Genomic DNA, 11,111 nt, shown 5'->3' on the forward strand with positions numbered 1-11,111 from the left:
TTAGTTTAATTGGTTTGGTAATAATTTTTCGCTTAATTTAATGTTGTCACGATAGTCAATTGGAATATCAATAATGACAGGGCCGTCTGCTGCTAGTGCTTCTTTCAATACCCCTTCTAATTCATCAGGCGTGTTAACACGAAGACCTAACGCCCCGAAACTTTCCGCATATTTAACAAGATCAACATCACCAAACTCTGTAGCTGATGTTCTGCCGTATTTCATCATTTGTTGGAATGCAACCATATCATATGTGCCGTCTCTCCAAACAAGATGGACGATTGGAGAATTTAAACGTACCGCCGTTTCTAACTCCATCGCTGAGAATAAGAAACCACCGTCACCTGATACGGAAACTACTTTTTTACCTGGTTCTACTAAAGTAGCAGCAATTGCCCAAGGAAGTGCAACACCTAACGTCTGCATACCGTTACTAAATAATAATCTACGTGGTTCATAAGAACGGAAACATCTCGCCATCCAAATAGAATGGGAACCGATGTCACATGTAACAGTTGTATCGTCACTAATTAAAGAACGAAGTGTACGAATCACTTGAAGTGGATGCGTAACACCCTCCGAAGCACGGTTCGGAACTTCTGCTTGTTCTGATAATTTCGCGCGTAATCGTTCTAATACCGCTTCTGATTTCGTACTTAATACAAGTTTCGGTAATTTCTCCGCGATGCTATTTACCGTTAAGGCAATATCACCAATTAATTCACGCTCTGGTTGGTAATCATGGTCGATATCTGCTTGATGGTCGTCAAGATGAATAATCGTTCTGTCGCCAAGTTTATTCCAGAATTTTGGATCATACTCGATTGGATCATAACCGATAGAAATAACAAGGTCTGCTTCTTCTAGTAAAATATCACCTGGTTGGTTACGGAATAATCCAACGCGGCCGAAGAAATGATCTTCTAACTCACGTGAAATCGCACCAGCTGCTTGATATGTTTCAACAACAGGAAGTTCTGTATCCGCAATTAATTTACGAACAGCTTTCGTCACTTCATTTGTGCTCGCTCTCATACCAAGTAGAATAACTGGTAATTTCGCTGATTTTATTTTTTCTACTACATATGTAATATCATGTGTGGGAGCGATTCCAAGCTGTGGCTTAGAAAGCGCACCGATAGACTCTACAGTTGTTTCCGCAGTCATAACGTCTTGCGGAAGACTTACTAAAGTAGCTCCCGGATTTGTGGAAGTCGCACTTCGAAATGCATTACTAAGTGCTTCTGGCACATTATCAGGATGCTCTACTTCTACGCTATATTTTGTGATTGGTTCGAATAGTGCAGCATTATCCATAGATTGATGCGTACGTTTTAATCGATCCGTACGCGGTACTGCACCAGCTAAAGCAACAACGGGATCACTCTCCGCATTCGCAGTAACAAGACCTGTCGCTAAATTTGATGTCCCTGGTCCTGAAGTTACAAGACATACGCCCGGTTTCCCTGTTAATCTACCAATAGCAGCTGCCATAAATGCTGCGTTTTGTTCATGACGACAAACAATTAACTCTGGTCCTCTTTCTTGCAATACATCAAATACAGAGTCAATCTTTGCTCCTGGAATACCGAAAACATGTGTAACACCTTGTTTAATTAAACAATCAACAACAAGATCTGCTCCTTTTGTTTTTGTCTTCACGTCGTTTGCTTTTACACCTGTACTCAAAACTAATCATCCCTTTATTTCATAATGTGTGTAATAAAGATTTTAATTTCACCTAGTTAATTAAGCTGGTGAAGTATCATTTATCATTATATTACAAATGCATTATTTTTCCAACAATATGAATTCGACATTATTTTGACAAGATTTAAAGAATACGCTTACAACCTTTTGTTTATCTTAAAATAACATTTTTATATCTCTTCTAAAAATGTACAAAAATACTTCCACCTATTCACATTATTAACAAATTTATAGTACCTTGCAAAGAATAATAGTAAGTGATATATTTGTAAATAATGGAATACCCATCATTTGGAATTTTATTCACAATTAGTATATCTCCTTTCAAAAAGTAGATATAGATTGAGTGTGCTGTTTAGAAAAAAGATAGGATTTTCAGCCATAATTCATCATTTTATAAAGGAAAGTGATTGTTATGAACAAAAATGAATTTTTAGAGCAACTTAGTTCTTCCCTACGGAATATGCCTAATTTAGAAAAAGAGGATATTATCTCGGAGTACGAAACTCATTTTATTAGTGGTAAACAAGATGGAATATCTGAAGAGGAAATTTCTAAAAAGCTAGGAAACCCTAAAACTATCGCTAAAGAACTTAATATTTCATATGTAATAAGTAACGCTGACAATAGGCGCAGCCTAAAAAATATTATGACAGCACTGTTTTCTGTTATGAGCTTAAGTATTTTAAACTTTATATGTATCATTATCGCCTTTTTCGTACTACTCTTTTTATTACCGATTCTTCTAGCACTTATCATTGCCACGCCAGTATTAATTATTTCGCCTATTTTATTAATAGGATTAGGATTCTTTAAAGGGTTTCACCAAATCAGTTATTCCGATGTTTACAATGTATTCATAGCTTTTTGCATCGGCTTACTAATATCAGTCATATGTTATCAAATAATAAAACATCTATACGTAGCTTTAGTTAAGTATTTGAAATGGAATGTAGCTATTTTGCAACGACACTAATGCAAAAGGAGATTAAGATGAAAAATTATATTTTATACCCATTCATGTTACTTACAATGTTATTTCTATCAGCTTGTTCAAACAGTGTACAGCCTAAGGAAAAAAATGATGTACAATCTATTAAAGATGTTGCTATTAAAGTTCCAGAAAATATATTTAGTTCCTCAAAGAAAAATGAAACTATTAGTGAAGACGAAATGAAACAAAATATAAAAAATTATATAGATTATAGTTGGGAGTTAGCTGAAAATATAATTCCTCTCGCTTCAACAAATTCTGATAAGAATTTCACTGAATCTGACCGAGAAAAATTACAAAAACTAATAGAGTTAGCGAAGCAAAATGATGCAAACTTCCATAATTTTATTAGTAACAATACAATCCCTGATGATTACAAAAAGCCTTCAAAAGAAATATATGAATTTATTTCATCGTCTACAGCACTTTCAGTAGAACTAGATCAAGAGTTAGACAAACTCGCCCAAGATGGTAACTTATTCAAGGCGAATTTTTCTTTTACGAAACGCCTTGAGAAAATAAATGGGAGGAAACAAAAAGAGATTGAAAAGTTTTTGAACGAAAAAAATATTAAAACTTCAATTAACAGCAATAAAAAAAATTAACCGATGTGTTACATATCCCTTTCAAAATAATCAATAAGAAATGGCTATTTTGAAAGGGAGTTTTTGTGATATAACTATTAAATTCCCTAAACAAAAAAGACGCTCCTAAACTAGGAGCGTCTTCCACTATTACGCTTGTTGTTGCGCGCTATATAATTCTTCAAGTGGCTTCATGATAATTTTGTTAACGTCACCGATTACAACGTTTAGGCGTTGCTCAGTTTCCATTAATTTTGTAATTTTAGCATCTTGTTGAATGCGAGCTACAACTTCTTGTGCTTGTTGGTTGTCTTCTTCAGTGATTTCTTGGCCTTGCATCATTTTTTGTTGTAGGCTAAGTTGCATTGTACGGAACTCATCGAATAAGTTCTTTGAAGCTGTGTCAGCTTGAACTGCTGCGTAGCTCTCTTTTAAAGTTTTGAAGTCATCGTTTTCAGCGATTGCTTTTTGTAATTCATATGCAACATCATGAATGTTCTTTGTCATTTTATTTTTCCTCCTTTAGAAGGCTAGCGCTTTTCATACGCACTGCCTTTTCAGTGCATTTACATACGCACCTCTTCTTACCATATCAAACTATGCAAGAGATGTGAAGAAATTTCACTTTTATTTCTATGTACTCACCTTATTATCTAAGAAACAATAGTAACAATCCTTGTACGAGCCCGATCATTCCGCCTAATAACGCTCCTAAATACGTAATCATTTTTAATTCGTTTTTCGTAATAGACAGAACTAAGTCTTCTAATCTTTCTGTTGAGAATGTAGACACTTCTTGCTGGACAATTTCCGCAAGGTGTAGATTGTTTAGTATACTCTCTACGTTTTCTGTTCCCCACTTTAAGCCTTTCGTTACTGCACTTGGAACCACTTTTTCAATAATTGTTTCTCGAACTGGTTCACATACTTGCTGAACCGATTGATTAAAAAACTTACTCACTGTTTCCTCTACTTTAACTGCTGACAGCACGGAGCTTACAATCATTTCTTTCTCTACAAATGCTTCTAATTCTTTTACATCTCTTCCTTTTAACTTTTCCCACTCTTTTTGCAGTACGTCAGTTAAAAGCTGCTTTGTAGCATCTTGCCCTAAAAACTTAATAACTTCTGGCTGCACACGATCCACTAGACTCACATTTCCTAAAAACATCCCAACTAAGTTAAGTAGCGTTCCACGAGAAGCAAAGAAATCATCAATCATTTTTGAAAGACGCGCTTTCCCTTCTTCACTTTCAAAAAAGCTAATTCCTCGCTCTAAAATAAACGCCGAGGCATTCGGAATCGCATTCTCTATCTTTTCATGTACAGAATGAGGTAAAGCCTGTTCCCATGTATATGTATAATACTCTGCTAAAAATGCATGAATTTTTTCTGTAATCACATGTTCGATTTTTCGAGTTGCTTCTTCTTCTACATGTGCTACATTCCATTTTTCTAACATATATCGCAGTGATTGTTCATTCGTAATTACTTTATCCACTTCCACTTGCGCCCAGTGAATTAAACCTTTTTGAAACTCTTCATTTGTTAGCTTTTTTCCGATTCCTTCTGGTGTTAACAAATGTTCTACAACCATTTTTCCTAATTGAACAGCAAGTTCATCACGCCGCTTCGGAATTAACCCTGGTGTAAATGGAACTTGAAACTTTCCGATATAAATAGGACGATGAGGACGAAATAACATTTTTATCGCTAAATGATTCGTATATCCTCCAATAATTGCTCCGAGTCCTGTCGTCGTTAACATATTTAACCATATATTCATTACAATCAACCTTTCACTACTCCAAAACTATAGCATATCATCATACGGACAAAAGTATAATGGTATAAAAACGTATTTGCAATATATAGCTTCGCCTATTATGCAAATAGTAGTAAAGGAGTGATTTCGTTGGTTCTCGGCCTTTTAACTTCTAAACTTCATTATGAGCAAACGTATTACACCGAAATCGCTAAACGCGCTCGGCTTTATCATAATGTCGTTGCCCAGTTTACGCCATTTTGTATTGATCCTAAAACAGACCTTGTTTCTGGTCTTATTTACGATACAGATACAGGAAAATGGAAAAAGCAAACATTCCCTATTCCTTCTTATATATATGATCGTTATTCTTTTCAAGAGGAAACAGACTTTGAAAAAGTAAAATCAATTATTCACTCTTTGCACAATCGTCCTTCCACTACCTTTTTAAATAACACACTTATTAATTCAAGTGAACTACATGATTTATTTCTCACTAATAAAAAACTGTCTCCTTATATACCAAAATTTGAAATTGCGACGATACAAAACATTTTCAAACTGTTGTTAAAAACTAAAGATATTATTATACGCCCCACTAATATACATTCTAAAGATAACTTATATCGAGTCGCTTACAAAAATAAAACGTTTCAGATCGATACGGTAAATGAAAAATACCATACTTCTATTCCAATCAAACGCACAGACGAATTTATATCTTGGTGTAAATCTAACATACGTTCATCACGTTACATAGCGCACACTATGCTACAACCACCAAATCAATTAACATATCCACTGCACATTCGAACCATTTTGCAAAAAAACAAAGAACAAACTTGGAATGTTATCGGTCAATTTATACAAAAAAGCTCATTTCCTAATCAGCTTTTACCCTCAACAACGGACGATGATTCATTACATTCATTTTCAAAAATTAAATACGTACTATCTAGTACAGGTGTGCAACTATTACACGACGCTTTACACGACATTATAAATGAAGTATTCCAAACACTAGATCAGTCTTATTCTTCGTTATTTGAACTAGAACTTTCCACAATTATGGATCAAAAAGGTGCAATCTGGCTTATGTATGTCAACACGATCCCTCCTTACGAACAATACATTCGTCATAGTGATTCATTAGCTGAAAAGATATTTCACGGACCACTTAAATTCAGTCGCTTTACACCATAATGAAAGGAGGTAAACCTATTTTGAAAGAACATATATATACATTAAACATTTCAGATGAACATCCAAATAGTATTACTTTACCTTACGTTTTTTCTATTACGCCACCTATTACATCCCTCTCCTTCGGCATACGTCATATAGCAAGTGAAGAAGTAAAAATTCATTATTCCTTTACTCGCGAAATTATTATTGGAAAACATATTGCCGATAAACTTTTACTACCTCAATCAACTACTATTCATGCATTCACACAAAACCAAACAATTATTTTCGGACCATTAATCGGCATTTTCACAACTGGCTTTAACGATGATTCTTCTAATCCTTTAGGAAATCGTTCAATTGCTCTCAGTGAGTTGTTAACACCACCATTCTCATTACGACCGTTCGTATTCGTCTTTGGCGTTCAACATATAAACTGGGAAGAAGAAACGATTGAAGGATATTTCTTTCAAGAGAAACAATGGATAAAGAAAAAGGTCCCTTTACCAAACGTCATTTACGATCGATTACCGAATCGACAAGCGGAAAATTATAAACCAATCGTCAGAGCAAAAAGAAAGTTAGAACAAGACTACTCCATTCCATGGTTTAACCCAGGTTTTTTCAACAAATGGGAAGTTCATCAACTTCTTATGAAAGACGAATCAATTAGACCCTTATTACCAAACACAGAAGCATTTCAGCATTTTGAACAAGTAGAACGGTTTCTTGGCACGTATAAATCTGTGTACATGAAACCAATACACGGGAGCTTCGGTAGAAATATTCATCAAATATTTTATTCTCAAACAGAGAATTGCTACTACTGTCGTTATCGCGAAAATGAAGAAAATAAACTAAGAAAGTATCAATCATTAGAAACTCTTCTAAACCACGTATTAAAAGGGCATGATTTAAAAAAGTTTATCGTACAGCAAGGTATTTCGTTACTTCGCTTTGATGGTCAACCTGTTGATTTCCGCATTCATACAAATAAAAATCATTTCGGTAATTGGATAGTTAGTGCAATCGTCGCCAAAATCGCCGGCAAAGGCAGTTTAACAACGCATGTAAATAGCGGCGGTAATACAAAATTGCTACAAGAGCTTTTTCCAGATTCAACGAAGCAAGTTCAAATTGAAAATAAATTAAAACAAACAGCTCTGCAAATAAGTTATGCACTCGACGAGCAAGTAACTGGAAACATCGGTGAGATTGGTTTCGATATCGGTTTAGACACAAAGGAAAATCCGTGGTTATTTGAAGCCAACTCTAAACCTGGGCGAACTGTATTCCAAGATGCCAAATTAAAAGAACAAAGTGAACTGACACGCCAATTATTTTACGAATATGCCGTCTACTTAACTGAACATTCTTTACGTGATACAAAGGAAAAAATGTCTCAAATAAAATCAGGGGCTTCATCAAACACCGAACATATCCCTTCTCCTATGATTCACTCACAAATACAAAAACAAAAACTTCCACCTAGATAATAAGGTGGAAGTTTTCTATTTACACAAGTTTTACTACAACCTCAGTTTCCACGCTACATACTCCGCAATAAAAAATATGATTGCAATATTCATTTGAATTATTATGCGTTAAACCATCTACTGCACTTAATAATTCTTGATCCATATAGGCACTATAATCGTCTATGTAATCTACAGACTTCCCATAATCTTGGAGTATACTTTGGCAATTTTGACAAGAATATGTTTGTGATTCTAATGCGTTGCAAAGCGGGCAAATCCCCATCATGATTCCTCCATACGTTATCGTTTAAAGCCTCTCTTTTTTAGAGTGAAGAGAGCAACCTATCCAGACATAGGAGTGCCCACTCCATCCCTACTTAAAAATAGAACTATAAAGTTGCTACCGATTTCATTTTTATTTCAATAAATCCTATATAAGAAGCTAATAATTAGCCTACAAGTAGCAGGCTACAATGAGAAAATTATATTTAATATCCTCCTTAGTTTGGCCTGTTTTCTTAAAAATACAACGATTACTCTTATTTCATAATTTACGAAATCAATAAGTTTTTTTTTGACAAAATTTACAAATTATTATTTTGTATATCTTTCTAGGTAACATCCATACTATGAGTACAAACTTAATTACCGATGGATTAGCGCCAATCGGGGCGATAATCTGGTTCAACTCCAGCTAGTCCAACCAAAAAAACTTTTATAACTCTAAGGAGGATATATTCCTATGGCAAACCAAAATTCTTCAAATCAATTAGTAGTACCAGGTGCAACAGCTGCAATCGATCAAATGAAGTACGAAATCGCTCAAGAATTTGGTGTACAATTAGGAGCAGATTCTACGGCTCGCGCTAACGGTTCAGTTGGTGGAGAAATCACAAAACGTCTAGTTGCAATGGCTGAGCAAAGCCTTGGCGGATTCCACAAATAAATATATATGGCAAAAAGGTCTCAAGGCATATGCCTTGAGACCTTCCTTAATTTATTGCAACATTTGTAAAAACTTCTTCGTACGTTCTTCTTTTGGATTTGTAAATACTTCTTCTGGTGTACCTTGTTCGACAACGACACCACCATCCATGAAAATAACACGGTTCGCAATTTGATGTGCAAAACGCATTTCGTGCGTTACAATAACCATTGTCATGCCTTCTTTAGCAAGTTCTTTCATTACTTTCAGAACTTCTTGAACGAGTTCAGGATCAAGCGCTGACGTCGGCTCATCAAATAGTAACACTTCCGGCTCCATCGCAAGCGCGCGCGCAATTCCAACGCGCTGTTGCTGTCCGCCTGATAATTGGAACGGATATAAATCCACTTTATCTGCTAAACCAACTTTTTCAAGGAAATAGTGTGCTTTTTTCTTTGCTTCTTCTTTCCCCATCTTTTTCACTGTAACGAGCCCTTCCATTACATTTTGAAGTGCTGTTAAATGCGGGAATAAATTATGGTGCTGGAATACCATACCTGTTTGCGTACGAAGATTAACAATATCTTTCTTCGTTACTTTTTGAGAGAAGTTAAGCTCTTTATTACCGATACGAATATTACCAGCGTTTGGCGTTTCTAATACATTGAGACAACGTAAGAATGTCGTTTTACCAGATCCAGACGGACCAATAATAACAACAACCTCCCCCTTCTCAACTGTTAAATCTATATGCTTTAGTACGGTATTATCTCCGAAACTTTTTTGTAAGTGCTGAATTGAAATCATAAAAACAAAAACTCCTTTTGTAAAAGGATTATTTTAATGTGTAGCGTTCTGAACGCTTTTCTAACATCTGTTGTACGATTGATAATAAGAAACAAATAACCCAATAAATAAGACCTGCTTCAAAATAAACAATTAAAAACTCGTAGTTCATCGCCGCAATTTCCTGCGCTTTTCGGAACATTTCTGTTACTAAAATTAACGATGCTAACGAAGTATCTTTCACTAAGCTAATAAATGTATTCGAAAGCGGCGGGATTGATACGCGCGTTGCTTGTGGTAAAATAACACGTTTTAATGCTTGTGGATATGTCATCCCAATTGTATAAGCTGCTTCCCACTGCCCTTTCGGAATGGAAAGGATAGAAGCACGAATAATTTCAGATGCATATGCACCGACATTTAATGAAAATCCAACAACTGCTGCTGTATATGGCTCAACTTCAATATTAAGAGTTGGAAGACCATAGAAAATAATAAATAATTGTACAAGAAGTGGCGTTCCGCGAATGATAGATACATAGATACGAGCAATCCATTGTAAAATACGACTACCAGAAATACGTGCGAGCGCTGTTAACGTTGCCAGTATAATCCCGATAATAAATGTAATAAGCGTTAATGGAATTGTTGTAAAAACAGCTTCCTTCAGCATAGGCATGAAGGAAGTCTGCATAATATCTATCCAAGTAGACAATCGATCTGAAACCAATGCACTACTTAGATACATTTTCACCGAACCATTTTTTCGTTATTTTGTCATACGTACCGTCTTTTTTCATATCTTCTAACGCTTTATCTACTTCTTGTACAAGCTTATCGCTACCTTTACGGAATAAGAATCCACTTTCTGAAGCTTCTTTTTCAGTATCTACAATTTTAATTTTCGCATCTTTTTTCGTTTCTAAATAATTTAATACTGATAACTTATCATTAATTGTAAAATCAACGCGTCCTGAAGCTAATAATTCTGCCGCTTGGCTAAATCCTTCTACACCAATAATTTCCGCACCATTTTTCTTAGCGATATCTGCATAGTTACTCGTTAAAGATTGTGCTCCTTTTAATCCTTTTACATCAGCAAATGTAGCAGGCTTATCTTTATCTTTTGCAATAACTAATGCCGCTGAAGATGAAACGTACGGTTTAGAGAAATCATATTTCTTTTGACGGTCTTCACGAATACCAACTTCGTTTGCAACCATATCGAAACGTTTTGCATCAAGGCCAGCAAGTAAGCTATCCCATTGTGTTTCTTTAAATACAGGTTTTACACCTAAACGTTTTGCAACTTCTTCTGATAGTTCAACGTCAAATCCAGTTAATTTATTGCTTGAATCATGGAATGTGAACGGTGCGTATGTACCTTCTGTTCCAATTACAAGTTCACCGCTTTGTTTTATCTTTTGTAACGCGTCTTGACTAGCTGTATCTTTTTTCTCTTCTTTACCGCAGCCGGCTACAATCCCGATCGCTAATGTAGTTACTGCAAGCACTGAAAATAATTTCTTCATGATAGTAATCCTCCAAGTATTCTGATAGGAATTTAAAAACTATATTGATTGTATGCAATCTTGAACAATTTTTCAATGAAAATGTTCTTATTTAGTTTATCCTTTTTCTTCATAATCAAACAAAAGGGAAAAATAACGCTACATACAAAAAA

The 11,111-nt window shown here is 35.2% G+C and carries 11 protein-coding genes and 1 pseudogene; 5 read left to right on the forward strand and 7 right to left on the reverse strand.

Going from position 1 to position 11,111, the window contains the following annotated elements:
- Positions 1-1,689 carry an acetolactate synthase AlsS gene (alsS, locus tag AU379_RS22790; RefSeq protein WP_000103523.1) on the reverse strand — a complete coding sequence of 563 codons (1,689 nt, stop codon included), beginning with the start codon at positions 1,687-1,689 and terminating at the stop codon, positions 1-3.
- Positions 1,690-2,125: 436 nt separating this feature from the next.
- On the opposite strand from alsS, the gene AU379_RS22795 reads away from it, so the two are divergent.
- On the forward strand, positions 2,126-2,686 hold the full coding sequence (locus AU379_RS22795; RefSeq protein ID WP_030023509.1) for a DUF1700 domain-containing protein: 561 nt from the start codon (positions 2,126-2,128) through the stop codon (positions 2,684-2,686).
- Positions 2,687-2,703: 17 nt separating this feature from the next.
- Positions 2,704-3,346, forward strand: a pseudogene (locus tag AU379_RS22800) (NDxxF motif lipoprotein).
- Between the two features lie 92 nt (positions 3,347-3,438).
- Here the strand turns inward: AU379_RS22800 and AU379_RS22805 are convergent.
- Positions 3,439-3,795: a YlbF/YmcA family competence regulator gene (locus AU379_RS22805; RefSeq protein WP_000164610.1), complete on the reverse strand. Its 357-nt coding sequence runs from the start codon at positions 3,793-3,795 to the stop codon at positions 3,439-3,441.
- A 142-nt stretch (positions 3,796-3,937) separates the two neighbouring features.
- Positions 3,938-5,074, reverse strand: a complete 1,137-nt coding sequence (locus AU379_RS22810) for a DUF445 family protein (protein WP_061139776.1) — start codon at positions 5,072-5,074, stop codon at positions 3,938-3,940.
- A 129-nt stretch (positions 5,075-5,203) separates the two neighbouring features.
- Here AU379_RS22810 and AU379_RS22815 point away from each other — a divergent pair, with 129 nt between their 5' ends.
- Together AU379_RS22815 and AU379_RS22820 are read left to right on the forward strand one after the other, a co-directional pair.
- Positions 5,204-6,256 (forward strand): YheC/YheD family protein, encoded by a 1,053-nt coding sequence (locus AU379_RS22815; protein ID WP_000242813.1) that lies wholly within the window; start codon positions 5,204-5,206, stop codon positions 6,254-6,256.
- Between the two features lie 20 nt (positions 6,257-6,276).
- Entirely contained in the window at positions 6,277-7,734 is a 1,458-nt protein-coding gene (locus AU379_RS22820) for a YheC/YheD family protein (RefSeq protein WP_000658091.1), read from the forward strand.
- Between the two features lie 19 nt (positions 7,735-7,753).
- Here the strand turns inward: AU379_RS22820 and AU379_RS22825 are convergent, their stop codons facing one another.
- Positions 7,754-7,999, reverse strand: a complete 246-nt coding sequence (locus AU379_RS22825) for a hypothetical protein (protein ID WP_000510475.1) — start codon at positions 7,997-7,999, stop codon at positions 7,754-7,756.
- Positions 8,000-8,458: 459 nt separating this feature from the next.
- Between AU379_RS22825 and sasP the strand changes: the two genes are divergently transcribed.
- Positions 8,459-8,662: a small acid-soluble spore protein, SasP family gene (gene sasP / locus AU379_RS22830; protein ID WP_000013338.1), complete on the forward strand. Its 204-nt coding sequence runs from the start codon at positions 8,459-8,461 to the stop codon at positions 8,660-8,662.
- Between the two features lie 51 nt (positions 8,663-8,713).
- Here sasP and AU379_RS22835 read toward each other — a convergent pair whose 3' ends face one another.
- Genes AU379_RS22835 through AU379_RS22845 form a run of 3 tightly spaced genes read right to left on the reverse strand, consistent with a single transcriptional unit; the run spans position 8,714 to position 10,959 of the window.
- Complete coding sequence (locus AU379_RS22835) at positions 8,714-9,448, reverse strand: amino acid ABC transporter ATP-binding protein (protein WP_000623608.1); 735 nt, start codon at positions 9,446-9,448, stop codon at positions 8,714-8,716.
- Positions 9,449-9,476: 28 nt separating this feature from the next.
- Positions 9,477-10,175 (reverse strand): amino acid ABC transporter permease, encoded by a 699-nt coding sequence (locus AU379_RS22840; RefSeq protein WP_000281499.1) that lies wholly within the window; start codon positions 10,173-10,175, stop codon positions 9,477-9,479.
- On the reverse strand, positions 10,162-10,959 hold the full coding sequence (locus AU379_RS22845; protein ID WP_003311772.1) for an amino acid ABC transporter substrate-binding protein: 798 nt from the start codon (positions 10,957-10,959) through the stop codon (positions 10,162-10,164). Before AU379_RS22845 ends, AU379_RS22840 begins: the two co-directional genes overlap by 14 nt.
- Positions 10,960-11,111 lie beyond the last annotated feature (152 nt).

The sequence above is a fragment of the Bacillus sp. JH7 genome (assembly GCF_001563515.1).
Classification (GTDB): Bacteria; Bacillota; Bacilli; order Bacillales; family Bacillaceae_G; genus Bacillus_A; species Bacillus_A cereus.

Bases quoted from the DNA above. Each gene is read 5' to 3' on its own strand.
- AU379_RS22840 (WP_000281499.1), bottom strand. From the start codon at position 10,175: ATGTATCTAAGTAGTGCATTGGTTTCAGATCGATTGTCTACTTGGATA.
- AU379_RS22825 (WP_000510475.1), bottom strand. From the start codon at position 7,999: ATGGGGATTTGCCCGCTTTGCAACGCATTAGAATCACAAACATATTCT.
- AU379_RS22810 (WP_061139776.1), bottom strand. From the start codon at position 5,074: ATGAATATATGGTTAAATATGTTAACGACGACAGGACTCGGAGCAATT.
- AU379_RS22835 (WP_000623608.1), bottom strand. From the start codon at position 9,448: ATGATTTCAATTCAGCACTTACAAAAAAGTTTCGGAGATAATACCGTA.
- AU379_RS22805 (WP_000164610.1), bottom strand. From the start codon at position 3,795: ATGACAAAGAACATTCATGATGTTGCATATGAATTACAAAAAGCAATC.
- AU379_RS22795 (WP_030023509.1), top strand. From the start codon at position 2,126: ATGAACAAAAATGAATTTTTAGAGCAACTTAGTTCTTCCCTACGGAAT.
- sasP (WP_000013338.1), top strand. From the start codon at position 8,459: ATGGCAAACCAAAATTCTTCAAATCAATTAGTAGTACCAGGTGCAACA.
- AU379_RS22845 (WP_003311772.1), bottom strand. From the start codon at position 10,959: ATGAAGAAATTATTTTCAGTGCTTGCAGTAACTACATTAGCGATCGGG.